The organism is Paludibaculum fermentans (assembly GCF_051172195.1).
Lineage (GTDB): Bacteria > Acidobacteriota > Terriglobia > Bryobacterales > Bryobacteraceae > Paludibaculum > Paludibaculum fermentans_A.
In genome coordinates this window covers 239885-257591 of sequence record NZ_JBPJAQ010000003.1, presented here as the reverse complement: position 1 = coordinate 257591, position 17707 = coordinate 239885, and the positions used below count along the sequence as shown (strand labels likewise).

13 protein-coding genes are annotated in these 17707 nt (G+C 56.8%); 5 read left to right on the top strand and 8 right to left on the bottom strand.

Annotated elements, in window-relative coordinates; genetic code table 11:
* Positions 1 to 405: 405 nt before the first annotated feature.
* Positions 406 to 1395, top strand: a complete 990-nt coding sequence (locus ACR9Y2_RS35000) for an SEL1-like repeat protein (RefSeq protein WP_435046550.1) — start codon at positions 406 to 408, stop codon at positions 1393 to 1395.
* 70 nt (positions 1396 to 1465) lie between these two features.
* Here ACR9Y2_RS35000 and ACR9Y2_RS34995 read toward each other — a convergent pair whose 3' ends face one another.
* The 5 genes from ACR9Y2_RS34995 to ACR9Y2_RS34975 all read right to left on the bottom strand — a co-directional run bounded on the left by ACR9Y2_RS34995 (position 1466) and on the right by ACR9Y2_RS34975 (position 8554).
* Positions 1466 to 2197, bottom strand: a complete 732-nt coding sequence (locus ACR9Y2_RS34995) for a hypothetical protein (RefSeq protein ID WP_435046549.1) — start codon at positions 2195 to 2197, stop codon at positions 1466 to 1468.
* A gap of 392 nt (positions 2198 to 2589) precedes the next feature.
* Complete coding sequence (locus tag ACR9Y2_RS34990; protein ID WP_435046548.1) at positions 2590 to 3150, bottom strand: PEP-CTERM sorting domain-containing protein; 561 nt, start codon at positions 3148 to 3150, stop codon at positions 2590 to 2592.
* Between the two features lie 1078 nt (positions 3151 to 4228).
* Positions 4229 to 4381 carry a hypothetical protein gene (locus ACR9Y2_RS34985; protein ID WP_435046547.1) on the bottom strand — a complete coding sequence of 51 codons (153 nt, stop codon included), beginning with the start codon at positions 4379 to 4381 and terminating at the stop codon, positions 4229 to 4231.
* A gap of 288 nt (positions 4382 to 4669) precedes the next feature.
* Entirely contained in the window at positions 4670 to 5137 is a 468-nt protein-coding gene (locus ACR9Y2_RS34980; protein WP_435046546.1) for a hypothetical protein, read from the bottom strand.
* Positions 5138 to 7567: 2430 nt separating this feature from the next.
* The gene (locus ACR9Y2_RS34975) at positions 7568 to 8554 is read right to left on the bottom strand and encodes an HNH endonuclease (protein ID WP_435046545.1); all 987 of its coding nucleotides are present in this window, start codon (positions 8552 to 8554) and stop codon (positions 7568 to 7570) included.
* A gap of 417 nt (positions 8555 to 8971) precedes the next feature.
* Here ACR9Y2_RS34975 and ACR9Y2_RS34970 point away from each other — a divergent pair, with 417 nt between their 5' ends.
* Entirely contained in the window at positions 8972 to 12157 is a 3186-nt protein-coding gene (locus tag ACR9Y2_RS34970; protein ID WP_435046544.1) for a DUF4062 domain-containing protein, read from the top strand.
* Positions 12158 to 12222: 65 nt separating this feature from the next.
* Here ACR9Y2_RS34970 and ACR9Y2_RS34965 read toward each other — a convergent pair whose 3' ends face one another.
* The 3 genes from ACR9Y2_RS34965 to ACR9Y2_RS34955 all read right to left on the bottom strand — a co-directional run bounded on the left by ACR9Y2_RS34965 (position 12223) and on the right by ACR9Y2_RS34955 (position 13824).
* Positions 12223 to 12408, bottom strand: a complete 186-nt coding sequence (locus ACR9Y2_RS34965; RefSeq protein ID WP_435046543.1) for a hypothetical protein — start codon at positions 12406 to 12408, stop codon at positions 12223 to 12225.
* Between the two features lie 384 nt (positions 12409 to 12792).
* A complete protein-coding gene (locus ACR9Y2_RS34960; RefSeq protein WP_435046542.1) occupies positions 12793 to 13311 on the bottom strand; it encodes a tetratricopeptide repeat protein in 519 nt (172 codons plus the stop codon).
* Positions 13312 to 13395: 84 nt separating this feature from the next.
* On the bottom strand, positions 13396 to 13824 hold the full coding sequence (locus ACR9Y2_RS34955; RefSeq protein ID WP_435046541.1) for an HNH endonuclease: 429 nt from the start codon (positions 13822 to 13824) through the stop codon (positions 13396 to 13398).
* Between the two features lie 120 nt (positions 13825 to 13944).
* Between ACR9Y2_RS34955 and ACR9Y2_RS34950 the strand changes: the two genes are divergently transcribed.
* The 3 genes from ACR9Y2_RS34950 (at position 13945) to ACR9Y2_RS34940 (ending at position 17160) form a co-directional block, all read left to right on the top strand.
* Positions 13945 to 14244 carry a helix-turn-helix domain-containing protein gene (locus ACR9Y2_RS34950; protein WP_435046540.1) on the top strand — a complete coding sequence of 100 codons (300 nt, stop codon included), beginning with the start codon at positions 13945 to 13947 and terminating at the stop codon, positions 14242 to 14244.
* A 158-nt stretch (positions 14245 to 14402) separates the two neighbouring features.
* Positions 14403 to 15158: an endonuclease NucS domain-containing protein gene (locus ACR9Y2_RS34945; protein ID WP_435046539.1), complete on the top strand. Its 756-nt coding sequence runs from the start codon at positions 14403 to 14405 to the stop codon at positions 15156 to 15158.
* Between the two features lie 1390 nt (positions 15159 to 16548).
* Entirely contained in the window at positions 16549 to 17160 is a 612-nt protein-coding gene (locus tag ACR9Y2_RS34940; RefSeq protein ID WP_435046538.1) for a hypothetical protein, read from the top strand.
* Positions 17161 to 17707 lie beyond the last annotated feature (547 nt).

Genomic DNA, 17707 nt, shown 5'->3' with positions numbered 1-17707 from the left:
ATCGGACCTGTACTGGATATTATCAGCAGGACAAGGGGCGTTGTCCTAGCTCCAGAATCTCCTTCTGCCAGCGCCGATGCAACAATTCTCATGGTGCCGATCGACAATCCCCCTCATGAGAAGAGCTGAGGCAGGTTGCCGACTCTGAGAAGAGGAGGTGCCGAGACCTTCTGGGGGGAGAAGCCGTGCACGTGGTCGGCGCGAAAGGCCACCTTCGTGCCGGCCGGAGGAGTCGCAACAAATCAGTCCTCAATGTCAGGATCAGGCGACCGGAATGAAGTCGGCACCATGTCTGAAGATGGTCGAAATCCCGGAAATACGGCGGAGACAGGCATAAAGCGCACCGCTGAAACCGCCGATGTCAGGCAGGTCTACTTATGTGTTCTTTGTGTTAGGAGCCCTACGATGGCATTTAAGATCTACTTGATGATCATTCTGACTGTCGTGATGGCAACGGGCGGGCAGCCACCAGAGCGACAAAAGCCGATCGGCAGTTCGTCACCCAAGGACGAGATCACGCGCCGGGCAGAAGAGGGAAACCTGGAGGCCCAGGTGGCCTTGGGGGCGCGCTTTTTCTTCGAAGGGAATACAGCTGAAGGGTACAACTGGACTCTCAAAGCGGCCGAACGGGGGCACATTCCTGCTCAGTCGAGTCTGGGCATGTTGTTTTACATTGGAGAAGGTGTCCCCCAGGACTTCAGCCTGGCTGCCAAGTGGTTTCGCAAAGCAGCGGACCAGGGCGATAGTGAAAGCCAGGGGCTTTTGGGTGGATTGTACTGTGACGGGCGCGGCGTGCAACAAGACTTCCAAGAAGCATCGAGGTGGTTTCGCAAATCCGCCGACCAAGGAAATCCTCGTGCTCAGATGGCACTTGGTAGGCTATATGGGCTCGGCTATGGTGTACCAAAGGACTACACACGGGCAGCGGCTTGGTACCGATTGGCGGCTGCTCAAGGCGAAAGTGAAGCCGAAGGGACCCTAGGAAAAATGTACGAGCTCGGGAAAGGAGTGTCGGCTAATCTCGCCGAAGCGATTAACTGGTACCAGAAGGCTGCGGCGCATGGAAATGGCCAGGCCGCATTCTGGCTGGGCAGGATGTACGACGAGGGCAAAGGGGTGGAGCTGGACTACTCACGTGCCTCAGTACTGTATCGCCAATCCGCGGAACAAGGAAACTCCGACGCCCAACATTACTTGGGGTATCTATACTTCCAAGGTCACGGTGTCGTTCAAGACTTCGTCGAGGCACACAAGTGGATGAACCTCTCAGCCTCTCGCGCCAGAGGCGACCTACAGCAGATTAGCATCAAGTTGAGGGATATAATCGCTGAGAGTATGACTCCAAATCAGATCGCCGAGGCCCAGCGTCTGGCACGGGAGTGGAAGCCCAAGTAGGCTAGCCGCTAGGATCTCGATGGGGGCACGAAGGCTCGTCAATTTCAAACCCTGGGTGAATCAAGGCTTTCTAATCCGGTGTATGTTGCATACTACTGCGTAACTTCAAGAACGTCAGTAGCAGCAGTCCCCCTCCGCAGATGAGACCTGTTTGTGGCTCTGGGACGACGCCGAGCGATCGTTCAAAGGTATAAGTGGCGTAGATTCCGCCGCCAACTGGTGTGACGGGATGGACCTCAGAGGAGGCAGTCAAAAACACCGGAAATTGGAAGCCCGTTACGCCGGTGAGCGTAATGGTCCCAATATTGACTTTCTTGCTAGATGGCGAAGGTCCGCCGATGAGTTCGCTCCCGCCCGGAAAATCCACTGAGCCGAACCCCTGCACCTCGTCGTTGATCGGGACGCCGTTGAAGCCAAATACCACTATCGCGAGATCAAGGTTGAAGATGTAAGTACGAGTGGGGTCCAGGCCCGAAATGTCGATCACGTCCGCCCAGTCTGTGTATGCATACGCATCAACCGAATGCGTACCACCGCCGCCAACGCCAATGGTCGTCCTGAAGGGTACGGTAGACACCATCGCATACCCCCAGGCATAGCTGTCTGACCCAATGACATCTGGCCGTACATCGCAGGGCGGCATTGCCCACGATGCGGATGTTGTCCCTACTGATGTTCCTGGAGCGCAGGTCGATCCCCAGCTAGGGTCCACGAATGTGTCCACTGTAGCCGTGGACATGGCTGCCAACGCAACCATGCCGCCAAGGGGAGAAAAGACCAGCAATCCTAGGATTGTTTTCATTTCGGCGCAAGTGTACCGGATCTTCGCCCCGGCCGCAACGGTCGCCTTTGCAGGTATGGAGTGACCTATTTCAGACTGAAATAGGTGGCGGCCAGAGGAGCGTTCATCGTCTCCATCCCCACAGCAGCTGCAGAGTCCGAAAAAAAACTGAGAGAAATCCCCAGGCACCCGCACCACCTTCACAGAATGCAACTGACACACGCCTCAGACGACGACCTTGAGCGCTACAGCCTAGGGCTAATCAAGGACGAACGCGAACTGGCCAACCTTGAGGAGCATCTCCTAGCCTGTCCCTCATGCGCGGAAGAAGCCGAAGAAATGCGATCTTACGCGAAAATCGTAAGAGGCGCATTGCTTCGGCTTAATCCTTGGAGGGAATCCCGCCACCGCCACTAGGATCTGGCTCGCCGGAACTTTCTGGCCGCAAGGCAGAGCCCTATGCCCAACGAGAGGAGCACCCCGGAGCTTGGCTCGGGTGTGTTCACGCCGTCCCAGATGCCTACTCTGTTTATCGAGTAGCCCAGCAATGGGTCGTAGTTCTGGACGATGACCCCCCGTGCGTCGTGGCCCTTAGTCGAATAAATATAGACGTCGGGGTTACCCCAAGGCCCAGCGAAAAAAGCCCAATCAGAAATCCTATTGTGACTGTCTACCGCCAGCGAGAGATAGACGAGCAAGACACTTGAACCGGGGATAGTAATCCCGTCAAAGTGATGGTCTCCATCGGTGATCTCCCAGAAAGTCACCAGTGAAGAGACATCGGTTAGCGGCATCATCGGCAATGGATCATCAAAAGTGAAATTTGCAGTCACTCTGATGCTCGCGCTTTGCCCCGATGGCTCATTGAAGTCAGGAAAATAGTGACCCTCGTAGGTGTGAATGACGCTCGGCCAGAGGCTCGGCGACACTAGAACTGCGAGCGTGATAACCTTCAAAAGGTTGGAATAGCGCATATGGCTCAGACAAGTCTATCACCGCTCCGGGCAAACGGGATGGGGCGAATTGTCTTCTCTGGGATTATTGTCGCCAATGGACGCACTCGGACGGGAAATTCCGATACAAGGATGGGGAGCGCAGACATTGAATAGACAGGTCTAGCCAGTTGGCAGCGCTCCGGGCACTACGCAATGGTGATTAGCGCTTCCGGAAATTTGCCCAAGGGAGCACGCAAGACTTGATCGATCTCGCGCCCCTGCATCCTTTTCGTGTAAGGATCTGGATAGCACCGAAGAGCCCCACACCCAACGAAAGGAGCATTCCGGAACTCGCCTCAGGGGTGGCTGTGCTTGGCTCAGGGTAGCTTGTATAGGTCCATTCTCCATACGCACTGACCGCATCGGGTATCAAAGGGTCTCTAAGGAAGAATGGGATTCCTCGAGAATCGTAACCTGGCTCTGAGGAGATCCAAATTTCGGGGTCCGGGACTAGTACTGCGGAGAAATGCCAATCCGGGACATATTGCTCGCCAACAACTGCCATGTAAAGTGAGGCATATAAGCTACTGCTTGGCGGGAGGGGTCCGGAGAAGAACCGCTGACCATCTGAGATCGCCCAGAAGGTTGTGAGTGACATGACATCTGTTAGGGGCATGTCCGGCAGCGCACTGGCAAACTCGAAAGTCGCCGTTACTCTGGATGTTTGATCTGGAAAAATAGCGCCCTCGTAGTGGTATATCACGCTCGGCCAAAGGCTCGGTGACAGGAGTACTGCGAGGGCTAGAATACTAAAAATAGTGAATTTGCGCATAGGTCCGCAGCAAGTCTATCACCGCATGGACCCGGTGGCGCGTCTGATTCGTTCTAAGTGCGCTTATTTTAATCAAATGGTCCAGCCGTATTTTGATTCGCACTGAGGAATGATCAGGCTTGTCGTGTGGTGTCATGCGGCGATGATTCGCCTCAGCTCGCAGGTCCACTCTAGAATCACGCGGACCTCGATGTCGCGGCCACGGTAGCCGGTTGGCGAATTGCGTAGCCAAACGACTAAAATTGTTCCTCTCGGACTGAAAATGCCAGATTACCTCCGGCATGTCTAGCAGAGAAGACTAAACCGGGCACCGCGGGCGAAGTATGGCAGCAGGTATGGCAGGGCGATGAGGACAGTCTCGAAGCCGGTGCGGCCGATTGAGCCGGGGTTGGCGTGGCCGTCATATGGGCCCAGGTGAAGCAAGCGAATGCGGACCATCGCCCGCTTTGTCGGCAGGACGTGACCTCCCTGCGACACGGCACGGATACTTCGCGCAAGACACTGTCACCCTTCACGTCTGCGGGACCCCAAGGACATTCGTCAAGCCGCGCTGCGGCCTTCCATTGATCGTTATGGAACTCGGGATGTCCAGCAAGCCTGCGAGATTGGGGCCGACCTTTAATTGAATGGTGCTGTCGTGCTACCGGTCGAACGCGGGCTCATCTGATGGGCAGACAACGCCACATGAGTGAGCACAAGGCCCCCAACCAAGGCGCACTTCGCTTCTTAGTTTTTCACCGTCATCGCATCTGCGTTCACGGCTTTCCTCCCAGTGACACCTTCCAACCCGGCCAGTACGCCTCGGTAGTCATTCTTGTCGGCCTGGAACGCCACGCCACCCTTCTTGCCCGCATCGTCCCATGTGAGTCCAATGTAGTGCTTCTTCGACTTGGCGAGCGCCATAAGGGCACCGATGCCGAAGGAGACCACGGCAAGGCCGATCGCGGCCCCAACGCGGCGGTGAACATCCTGGCCGTAGCTGATCTCGGTGATCGCCGTGGGGGGGATGACGGCAACTTCTGACTTATCCTTCATGAACCGGATGTGGTCGGAGTCGATGTAGAGTTTAAGATCGGTTCCGGACTTAATAGTGGAGATTGAGCCTCCATCGTACGAAACCTTATGAGCATTGTCGGCCGAGAAGACCGCAGTCGGCATGGCAATACAAAGCACTATCGCAAGTAGCTGTTTCATCTCTATTTCTCCTAAGCTGGTGCGAGTATATTACAGAGAGATTACGCGCGTCTCATCCCTTCACAATTAATTACTTCTCTTTTGCGCTGTAGAGGTTGTGTCCTTGCGCGCACGCGAGTGGGCAGCGCAGGGGAAACGCCTTACGTCACCCCTGATGCTCTTTGGATGGCGGAAGGCTGGGAATCCAAATTGGAGTTCATGATACCGGTGATTGACGGCCAGTATGTGTCAGTGTCTGAGGGGGGCACTCAGCCTGGTAGGCACTCTAGAGTTGATTGGATGTTGGGGGGTCGCGAGAGCCAACGATAAAGGCTGGTCGGTTCGTTTCGCGACGCAATCGGAACGCAACCGTGCGGCACTGACCATGCAGAAACCGAGTGTAAGAATCCCCCTCTCTCGCACCGTGAGTACGACTGCGTCGAGAAGTTCGCAAAGCTAGGCCTTCGTCGACTGTCTCGTCGGGAGCAATCCTCGCCGTGTCAACGTAACGCGGCATGTCCTCTGCCATCGCGGCACATCGCGAGCAGCCAAGGAGGTGCTCCTCTAGGCGGGCCAGTTCGGCCTCGGCGCGCACGAGCCAGAGCGAGGATCGCTCTAAATCGTGATCTGAGATGTGAGCTGGCTTCATTCTGGAAGAATATTTCCGGGTTCGATGGATTTCGCCCGAGTTTTCTTGAAGAGCCTCATCAACGGCAGCCGAGTGGGAGCTCTCTCCCCACGACTTCTGCTGCGGCCTGCTGGGGCCACTTCACGCGGAAGGGACGTCTCTGGCTTCTGGGTAGACCGGTAGGGTTACACTATTCGATGTGACCCCAAAAGGAATTCTGGATCCCCAGTTCTTCGCCGGCCGAGCCCGCGCAATCGCCTTGGAGGTTGCGCAATCGCGCGGCCTCGTCTTGCGGAATGAGGCACTTCCGGCTGTTGACTCTCTCGTCATGGAATTATGGGCGGCAGTGCAGCTTCAATTCGAGAAGGGGGACCTAGACATTCGGACGTGGGAAGGGAAAGTCCATCTCTTGGCAGTGAGAGTTGCTTCGGAGTACGCGTCAGAGAACGTTAGGTCTATAGACGATCCTCACGAGTTGAAACAAAAGATTCGGCCTCAACTGAGCGTCTACCCATTCGACTGCTGAGGCATGTCAAATGCCAGATATGGAGGACGCGGTCAGGATTGCCGGTGAGTGGGCTAAGCAACTGTCGAATTGGGCCACTGGAACCCTTGTCCTTAGCTTGGGGTTCTTGAAAGATTTTCTTAGAGGGCAGCCCGTCACGGGGTACTGGTGGTGCTGTCTCGTGTTCGCTTGGTCGGCGCTAATCTGCTCCCTAGTTTCGGGACACCTAGCATTTGGCGCGCCTTTGACTGGCGCCGGGAAAGAACCTGGCTGGAAGTTGGAGATCAACCGTCAAACAAGGTGGTTCTCTGGCATTCAATTGATTGCATTCATACTCGGCGTAGGCGCAATAACAGTGTTCGTAGCTTGCCACATCTCCCCAGACCCGACGCCACAGGAGAGGAACGAACCATGGAGCAATCTCGGGTGCATTGGTCCGTTCAGATCCGGAAGCGCAGATGAATTGATACAGAATAGCGGGGAGGTCAACACCCCAGTCTGTGCCAACATCGCTTCGGCGGCGGCGAAATTCCGGGCATCCTGCCCAAAATCAACTGAGTGCCAGCTCCTACTTGTAGGTTCGGCTGATAAACTACCTGTCAAAGGAAGTTTGGCTCTTGACTTCGGGTCCAACGAAGGGCTTGCGCGCGCCAGGACAGAGTGGGTGAGTGAGCAGCTTAGGCGTACATTGTCATTCGACACGCCCCGCCCCCTCATTCTCACCGTTGGTCCAAGGGAGCACGGCTCCGCGGTGAATGAAGGCCGACTTCGGTCCGACCGCACTGTTCAGATCTTTGTCCTTGGTCTGCTCCCGAACGGTGCCGACCAACAACGAGCCGTCCCAAGCACCCATAGCGCACGATAGCCAACACCGACGAGTTCATAAGAATCCGGGTGACTCGCTGGCCTCGTGGCTGAGACGAACCCATCACCAGGTGCTCAAATTGTCAGGCATGAAGTCTACTTCCATCCTGCCGGGCGCCTCTAGGGTAGCTGCCAGCGCGCCCTTGTTGAGACTATGGGCTGGTGCTTCCGCTCGTCAGGTGTGACTATTCTGACGGTTACCGTACTCACCGCCCTTTGGCCGGCTTCCTGACGGCCTCCGCGCGAACCTGGCGGTCACGAGAACCCGGGGTCGCGTGCCCCGCTTCTTGGGAATGGTGCCCTCGGGTGCGAGAGGCCAGCATGACGCGAGGGGAACTGGAGTGCTGACCTCGGCCCCCAGACCTCCATGCGCAACTCTGGGCAAGACTTGACCGTGAGGTGCCGGTCCCTGAGACAGGTATAGGAACCTGGCGTCACTCGGTGGCCGCTGGTCCTACCTCACCGCTCGGAGGAGAACTGAAGTTCTGTGAAAGTCCAGAAATCTCCTCTGCCCCTGGGTAAACCCGCCGACGTTCACGACATGTCCGGTTTCAACTCCCATGCGTTGGAGGGACTGCCGGTGAGCGACAGGGGAAACGATGAGGTCTCCGGAGTCCTCGAACCCAATGAAGCCGCGGTCGAAAAGGTGGTCGATGGTAGGGGTGAGGAGTAACCCATTCTCGCCATTTAGTCGTTCCTCATTGCTTGAGTCACGCCAGGGTTTGCAGTGGCTGGCTACCAGATGATCCACTTTGTCCACCCCTGTGATCCGGCACTGGGTCTCGAGTCGAAGAACCCGCTGCTTGAACAGCCCCTGTCCACGCCGAGCCCGGATGATTGCCTCCTTCTCGGTCTCTGGAACTGAGGTATCCGCCACAACCAACTGCTCCAATTTGTGTTCCCAGTAGTCCAGATCGTCGGCAGCCCTGGCCGCAGCACTCTCTGGGTGAGCAGGGATAGTTGAAACCCGGGGCATAGTGATGAGCCGCGCCTCAGGCCCGATCAGTCCCCCCAGCACTTCGGCCAATGGTTCAGATACCTCGGTCAGATAGATACCCTGTAGACCGTTTCCGTTCGACTGGAGGGGAGCATACTTGCCAGGCAGCTCAGACCTCAGGACATCGATGTGGTCCTTGGGGCGGAGTTGGTGGAGAAGTGGTGTGAACTGAACTCTGACTTTCCACCCGACGTTTTCCCAATACTGGCCAGCAACACCGAACTCTGCCGGTTTGGGGCTCTCCCAACAATGTGACTGTGCGACACCGATGGCGACGATTCGTGTGTCCTTGAATGAGAAGATGATATCCCCAGGAGCCACCTCGCGCATGGATTCGTAGAAAGGATTGCGGCCGCCATCTCGATTTCGCTTGGGCGACCAGAGGTATCCGCCGGCAAGTTCGTGGCGGTACGTCTGATTCTGATTCACCCACCAGTAGCGCATCGGCGTGGGCACATCTGGCCCTGGGGTAGCTTATCACCGCCGAATCGGAGTGTGCTAGGTGCTGGGCTTGGTTGGAGGAGTTGGACACGGCGATTCGCGCTAGAACCCTTCGGTTAACAGCCGAACTGGTTGTAGCCACCTCACGTTGCAAGCACAAGTACTTGCACGCGCGAAAAGGGGTTTTTGCCGTTAATTGGGGGGACTCTGGGGGGACTCTCGAATGCCAATCCAGGACCAGTCCGCAATGACGGCACGCCGAGACATTCTGGATCGCCATGAGCCGAGTAACCCGAATACCCATCGTGGCACTCGGGTCCAACGCAACTGCCCGAAGCCTCGTCGTTCAGGGTCGGGCGCGCAGCATGGCATCGATGTTCCGACAACCGAGCATGATTGGGCGGTATCCTCTTATGGGGAATGGCCCGAATCTACATCTCGTCGACCTACCGCGACCTGCGCGAGCATCGGCGGCTCGTGGCGAACACGCTTGAGCGATGCGGCCATCGCACGCACGCGATGGAACAATACTTCGCGTCCGACGAGCGCTCATTGACCCTTTGTCTGACGGATCTTGCCCAATGCGATCTCTATGTTGGCATTTTCGCTTGGCGCTATGGGTTCATACCCGTTGGCGTCGACTGCCGGGGATCGTCAATTACCGAGTGTGAGCTTCGCGAAGCCATCCGACTCCGGATACCGACTCTCGTGTTCCTATCGGACGACGGACCTGAACAATGGCCTGATCGTGACCCAGACAACCTGGAGCGCGTACGAGCTCTTAGGGAAGAGTTGGCCGCAACCGCTACGCCTGGTTACTTCAATAGTGCTGACCGGCTTGCTACGGAAGTGAGCGTCGCCGTCAATGGCTGGCTCAGGAAGCCTCGCCTCAAGGCGTACATGCAGGCCGTGCTTTCCGAGTCCCTCGAACTTCCATTGCTCCCCAATCGAGTCAAGAATCTAAGCTTAAGCGAGATCATCCCTCCGGTTGTAACTGTGCCGGCTTCGCCCAATAGCAAGGAGCAGCGTAGCTGTGCACTCCTGGACGCCATCCGTCAGGAGCGCGCGTTTTTCTTAGTTGGCGAGGCAGGGCAAGGCAAGAGCACCGCCCTTCAGTACCTAGCTTGGCACTGCGCTCGGCACTGGCTTGAGAAGCATGCGGGAGAAGCGCCGAATCCAGAGGACGATCTCATACCAATCAGGCTCGAACTCGGCCGACAGGCGAGTGGCCTTTGCACTCAAGCATGGGAGGCAATGCAGCGACAGGGATTCAGTTGCTCGGAGGATCTATTCAATGAGTGGATCAAGAGGCATCAGTTCCTCTTCTTGTTTGACCGCCGCGACCAAAGCGATCCCCGCTCAATGATTGAGCAATGCCGTGTGTTGCTGCAGCGCGCTCCGCAGTCACGTATTGTCATCGCCAGCCGGCCCCTTCAGATCCTTGAAAGCTCCGAGTGGCCGCAGCGACGACTTGAGCCCCTTACGCCCGAAACGCTAAAGAACTTCTTAACAAAACTTACAACGCCCTCGAGAGGTATGGCGCTCGCGCAGGCCCTGGACAATAACCACCTAACAGATGTCTTTCGACGCCCACTGTTCGCAAGGTTGATCGCGCTGTCGACTGATGCAGTCACAGCCGGGCAAGACGTCAGCCTGACGCGCCTGTTCGACGATGTGGTTTCCAATGGCTTCCTGGGCCACTGGGAAGGCCAAGGCGAGTCAACTCTGGGCTTAGATATGGTCCGCACGTTCCTGGCGTACTGCGGCTACCAGATGCTCAAGGCAGAGCAGTTCGTAGTCACGAGGAGCGACGCAGCGAGGCACGCCGCGAAGATAATCGGAGTCGTCGGTCTCGCTGCTGACTTCGCGATCGTGGATGGACTGCTGCGGAAGGTAGTCCTTCACGGATTAATGTGGGAGTCGGCTGAAGGCCTTAGCTTTTGGCACAGCAGCTTTCGTGACTATTTCGCCGCAGTATGGCTTGCTCGCCACGCTACGTCCGTGCCTGTCTACCGCCTCAGCCATCGTTCAGAATGGCGTGATTGCTTGGTCTTCTATTTTGGGTTGCTTCAAGGAACTGCGGCCGCTCGACAGTTGCGCCGACTCGTCTCGCGCCTCTGGTTCGACATGTGGTTGTTGCGACGGTTCCCGTCCCCCATGGCTGCGGACCGTCTATTGCTCGTTCTGCGATGCATCGTGGAGTGTGGTGCCGGTGAATCGGTATCTCCGTGTGTCACGGCGCGACTGCCACAACAGTTGGATAGTTTGAACCTGTCCAACGCAACAGTACCCGCCTCGTGGATCAGGCACAACCGTAACCACGATTCGGCCTGCCGGTACTTGCTTTATCTAATCCGCCAACTAAGGTCCACTTCGGCGATGGCGTACCTTCAATCCGTCGTCTGCCCACTCGACGTTCTCGCACCAGCCTTGGTTGATGGGGCTGACTACGCCACGGTCTGTCGATTCGTGTCGGCTCTTTCCGGAAACCCCCGAGCAGAGCGGCTCTCCAAACACGGGAATGAGGTGATGTGCGAGTGGATTCTGAATTCGACGGACATCAGGTACCGCCAAGAGATTCACCGCGTTTTTCGAGACGCTTCAAATGAGGGCCGATCGGCGCTGATGCGGACGCTATCCGGCTGGCTCGGGCGTAACGGCGATGGGTCCGGCGATGAAACCATGCGAAGCGAACTCTCCCACCATTGGGAGAGTTCGCTCACGTTCTTGGCGCTAACGGACGACGACGCTCAGGTCAGGGATTCTGCCATTTCTCTCCTCAACAGGTTGGCGGGTGGACAGTATCGCCTAACGGCGACCGCTGAGCGAACCTTCATGAACGCCCTGAGCGCAACGGAGCCGCAGGCGCGGAAACGAGCATGGAGGGCCGTGAACATGTCCTCGTTTGAAGGGTATGACACCTTGCGCTGGACGATGCTTGGAGACGCTGATCTGTCGATTGTATTTGAAGCACTCTTCAACTTTCACGTTTTCGGCAAGCGGGGCAGACATGTGTGCCGTGCCATCCTAAGAGTCATTCGCAGACTTACCATCTCCGATGTGGTGACAAGACAGGCCGCACGTGACATGACGACGTACATTCTCAAGGAGAATCTAGAGTGCGCCTATCCCCGCGTGGTCGGGCTTCTCATGGCCTCCGCTGAGCACTGTGCAATTAACGGTCTGAGGCTGTACGCGTTACGCGGGCTTTCTGCGTGTCGCTATCCCTGGATGGTGGAGTGGCTCACTCAAGTGCTTCGGCAAGAAACCTGGAATGAAGCTCGGTGCTCAGCACTCGACAATGCGGTGGATTTGTTGGGCAAGGAGGCCACTCCAGTGATTAGTGAGGCGCTGCATGATCAGGACGAAAGGGTTAGAGGTCACGCAGCGGCGCTGTGTTGCATGGCCGCGGGCCGAGGTGACTGGATTCCCCATATCAAGACAAGGCTTTTTGCGATGCTGCGCGATTCGGAAGAGTATCCGCGACGATACGCGATGATGGCTTTAAAGGACCACAATCTGCTAAAGAAGGACTGGTATCCGTTTAAGGGAGAGGCAGTCCCCGAGGACGACGTCACTGCGCAAGACTCATCTATTAAAGGCTAGTAGCGAACACTGAATAGTTCGGACGGTCCACCATGGAGTCGCCCCGGTTTCGTAGCCAGCGCCGCTTACTGAACGGTGGCCAACAGCGAAGCCACGGCAGTCTGTGCCTTCCGCTCGACTTCGGCTTCGCGCTTGTCGTCGGCCGCACGTTGGCGGGCGGAGATCTCGTCGAGCGCGTGCCGCTTTGCTTCCATCCGCACGTGGGAGTAGCGCGAGGACATGGCGCGAGAGACGTGCCCGGCGATGCTCATGATCACCTCGTCGCCGGCGCCCGACTCGGCAAGCTCCGTCACCAGCGTGTGGCGGTTATCGGCGCGCCACGCGTCCCGGGCGCTAACGACCTTGGCTGTTTCGCGAACCCTCGGCTATGGTGTCCTTAGCATCATCTCCGCGTCCGTCCAGGAAGCCGTAAAGCTCCGTCCTGCTCGAGTCAAAGCGCTGAAGGAAGCGGGCGACGGGCTGACGCAGACTGAGCCTCTGGCCAGTCGTCGCAGCGCAATTGATCACTGCCGACCGTAGCGCCATCTGCCGCCGTGTGAGGAGTCTTCCCCTTGGTCGCAACGGCCCACGAACTGTCTGTCTGTTGGAACTGGCCCCAGCTGAATCCGGTGACCCTCGCAATGCGGGCTGGGAACTCACGGTGCGCTTGAGACAATTTTCCTGCATACGCCCCACTCTCGTTCGAGTCGCTTGGCCTGAGCCAACTCCGTGGGGTTCATCCTTCGAGCAATGAGATTCCGGAAGTCCGCATATTCCCGGGCCCCAGGGCCTGAAGCTGACGACGCCGCAAGTGCCACCCATGCGTAGGCGGAAACATAGTCCAAGGGCACGCCACGTGCCCGGTAGTACATCAGTCCCAGATTATACTGTGCCTTGGCGTATCCCCGCCCCGCGGCGAGTTTCAACCAGTGGAGCCCCTCACGATAGTTGACCTCGGTGCCTTGACCAAGGACATACATTAGGCCAACCGCATACTGAGCTTCTGCGCTACCAAGTGATCCGGCTCGAAGGAGCAGTTTCATGGCCCCAGCATAGTCTCGTTCTACGGTCTCTCCCTGGTAATACACCAGGCCGAGTTCCACCATTGCCTCGAGATCATCGCCATCCACTGCCTTGACAGGCGCCGGCAGGATATTCGATTCCAACGATTTCAACTGCCGATCCTCCAATCCATGTCCGACTCGATGTCCAACTCGATGACAGCGGGCTGCAGCGCTCACCACGTTATCAACCCTCACTCATTTGTCAGGATCTCTTGACCTCCCGATTAACCCGCCGAGCACGAGCCCAACAGCCGTCAGGACACCTCCTGTGGGATCCAAGAGATATCCAGCGAGCGTCCCAACACCGAGACCCTTAGCCGCTTGGTCACTCTTCGCCTTTTCCCTCTGCTTCGAGTTCAACGGCGACCGCGTTTTCCCGCGGCTGCTTCTGACTTGACTTGCTTGCTTGGTCCCCTTGCTCCGGTTGCAGGCCACACAGGCCGGGTACAAGTTATTGATATGGTTGGTTCCGCCCTTCGCGCGCGGTTTGGAGTGCTCGATCTCCCACCCGCCCTGCGCCTTTACCTTCCCGTACTCTTCGAAGCTCAACCACTCATGGCAAAGGTGGCACTTGCCCGAACTCCGGTCGAAGATTCTCTTCAGTTCGTCCTTTGAACGAGCCATCCGTACCTCCTCTGTCCCGTGCAGACAGGGCCTACAAGTGGCCTTCGCTCGCATCTGCACCTCCAAATATTCGGACTATAGTCCGTGGGACTTTAGGCCGCATCCGGGCAGCATTGTGATTTGGCCCAGACGCGAAAGAAACAGGTCCAGCCCGAGTTCGGACCCGACAAAGCCTTCGGAATTGCTTTGAGGGAAGTGAGAACAGCCAAAGGCTTGTCCCAAGAGGGGTTAGCCGATGAGGCGGGCGTGGATCGGACCTACGTCAGCCTCATGGAACGAGGGATCAAGAGCCCGACGCTTAGGATGCTTATTCGGTTAGCGGCCATCTTGGGAGTGACTGCGGGTGAGTTGGTGGGGAGGACTGAGGCTATAATGTCGGCAGCCAGATCGCCTACCAGGAAGACACCTCCGCCAGACTAGTGCACGCCGCCGTCGAAATTTAGACTCTAAATTTCGGGGAGGCGTGGCTCCAGAATGCGGAGTTGAATTCAGGCCGCTGCCGCTCAGGGGATTCTCACCGCATTAGCGATCGTGCCAGCCTTACGCCGCCCAGCTGAGGTGGGTGCTAGCATCACGGAATGGCCATATATGACAAGCCAACACGCGAGCTCATGCGGCAGATGGTTGCCGAGATGCCACTCAGCGCCGGCCAAGTCATATCAAGAGATGCGATTCTTAACTGGTTCGCAGCTCGATTTCCCAAGATCAATGAGGGAACCATCGGCGCGCACTTGGTGCGGTTATCCACCAATGCACGCAGCCGCATTCATCACAACCCGAAGCCGGGGACGGACGACATGTTCTTCCAGGTGGATAGCCGTCACTTCAGGTTGTACGATCCGGCTACTGATCCACCCCCAATTCTGCGTGGGGCTTTGAGTCTCGGTACAAACACACTTCCCGATCCGCCACTCGTGGACGAATCGGACGAACCGAGTACCGAGGCATTCGCGTACGAGTCGGACCTTCGGGACTTTCTTTCCAGGAACCTCCACATTCTCGAAAGCGGCCTACGGCTATATGAAGATGAGGGGATCACCGGCGTGGAGTTCCCCGCAGGTGGTCGATTCATCGATATCCTTGCGCTCGACTCCAAGCGGAGGTATGTGGTCGTCGAATTGAAAGTCTCTCGTGGCTACGATCGAACGGTTGGGCAGCTACGGCGCTATATGGGCTGGATTGCCAAGAACCACGCCGAATCTGGACGGGGAGTACGCGGGATGATCGTGGCACGAGAGATCAGTCAGGATCTCGTCTTGGCCTGCGCCGGCCTGTCGGACGTGGAGCTGTTTGAGTATAAGATGTCTGTCTCGGTCAGCAGAATCGAGAGTTGACAGCCTTCGCGCACTCGGAGCCGTCAATTGTCACACGGATTTGGGGCGTGTCAAAATGGTACTTGAGGAGAGAGCCTAAACCTCGTTGCGACGTATTAAGGAGGCCTACACAGGCTTACGGTCGACCGGCAGCCCCGCCCAAAACCGGGGTTGCCCGGACATTTCAGGTTTCCGTGAGGTCCTCACGTGAGCAAGGCGACGTCATCGTCGGTGCCGTTAGAGTCCTTATCGCGAACTGCCACATGCAAAAACCATCTTCTCGGCGCCCCTGGGGTTCCTGTCGAGACCAGAGTGCGTCTAAAGCGGTCAGGGTCGTGCCCGGTTCAACTAATGCCGAAGAAGAGCTCGACGGAGTCGTGCTGATTCAGCGTCCAGTTCAGCCTTCAGGGGTGCATAGATGGCGTCCCAGACCAATCTCTCCAGCCGCAGTATCTCGGCCTCCTTCTGGGCGACAGCTGCGTCGAGGCTGGCCCATTTCCGTACCAGAGCCCCGTAGGCTCGATAATTGTTCAGGAGCTCAACGAGGTGGTCGGCGCCACACTCCAGGTCCTGAGTCCATTTCCGCTCGGTTACCTCAATGACCATCAGCCAGCGTGCAGACTCGCCACATAGAACTTCCTCCCGGGTTTGATGGTGACGTCGAAGGGCTGGCGAAGAATGCTGCGTCTATCCACATCAGGCCACGGTACCGCCTAATCGATCGATACTGGTACTACGACGAATAAGGTCCATTCCAGCTCCACAGGCTATTCTGACATTCTTCTTAATATCGCCGATTCGGAACGCAGCGCAGGCATTGCGGGGGCGTGAGAGTAAAGATCCTGCCTCAGTGGGAAACTCACTATACACAACTACAAGTTCGAGCACAGCCTCCTCAATTGAGCGTCCCTTCGATCAACTCTGAGGTCTACCAATAGGTCCGAAGTCGCGCGCATTGCTTGACATAGCCTGCCCGCTCAAGGGATATTGAGACTCGAAATGTTGTGGGATCACATAGCCGAGAAGGAGTCCTTGAGTGCAGCTCGATTCAGCGCGTGAATTGAAGGGCCGGCTTGTCAGCCAATTTGTAGAATCTGTAAGGTCGCGGGCGTTTGGAGCGATGCAGAGAGGAGAGGATACGCCTCGCCGCCGCCGTGCCGTCTCAATTGGAATCTCCGGGAGGAGCAAAGACGACTACACCATCGCTCTCCGGGTCGAGGACTCCGCGGCGAAGGACCACCCTGATGTCGTCAGGATGGCTGCTGCTGCTCGCCAAGAATGCGAAATCCGATGCGTCGGGAAGCTTTCAGCTCTGACGGGCGGCTTTTGGCACCGTGAGAAGTGCAGACCATTGCGGCCTGGATGTTCGTTGGGGCACTATGCTGTCACTGGAGGAACCTTGGGGTGCTTTGTGCAGAATATCAATGGAGATTCGGACATTCTTATATTGTCGAATAACCATGTACTTGCAGACGAGAACAGAGGAAAAGGGGACGATCCGATTGTTCAGCCGTGCATCGCCGACGGTGGCCTCGTTGCAGAGGACGTCGTCGCCAAGTTGCACCATTCTACCCCCCTCACTCCCCGCAAGGTGAACCTATTTGATTGTGCGCTCGCTAAATTGGCAGACGGCATTCCCTTTGATCCCCGAGACCTCGCAAAACTCGGAAAACTTCGTGGAACTCGTCAGGAGCCACCAGAAATTGGCGCGTCAGTCGGCAAAGTCGGGAGGACCACTGGCTCAACCAGGGGCATCATTACCGCCATCGAGATGGACAGTTTGCTTGTGGACTATAGATTGGGAACGCTGAGATTCGACAACCAGTTCGAAATCGAAAGCCTCGACTCGGCACCTTTTAGTCAAGCAGGTGACAGTGGTTCTCTCGTGGTGGATTCGGAGAACTTAGGTGCTGGTTTATTGTTTGCGGGGAGCGAAACAGGCGGACATAGCGACCAAGGACTCACCTACGCACACCCGCTTGGCGAGTTGCTCAAGTTTCTGAAAGTGCAAGTCTTGCATTGATCGAAGTCTCCCTTCTGACTTCCCTTTTAGTACGGGGAAGCAAGAAAAAAGAGCGAAAAGGCCGCAGATGGACGCTACCAACCTGCCGCCTTTTCTCTTTTCTTTACACGACTAGTGTACTCAACGACCACAGGTACGCCATCAAGGACAGCTGGTACTACGGAATGAGAGTCCGGCGCGCCTACTAGGTTGACTTTTATCCCATATCCGCTGCCCACTCGTGTTATCCCAACCGCTGACACCACAACGCCAGGGCGGATCTTCTTTAGAACCTTAGGCTTGGCTGCGCGAGCTTCCGCCAAGGATGTATGGTTCATAGCTAGATCATACCAGCTTCGAGTAACTTCGTCTAGCATGAAGGATCCTCCATTATGATCGATCTCGAGCAGTTGGTTCTCTAGCGCACTATCGGTCCTATCGTCCGAAAGCTTTATGCCTTGAGCCTTCCAGCGACTTCGGCGGAATGGCGCCACCAACCATTCCAACGATTACTGGCACGATTCCCAAGCGAATGCAAGCTCTAATCGATGGTCGCAAATCAACCAGC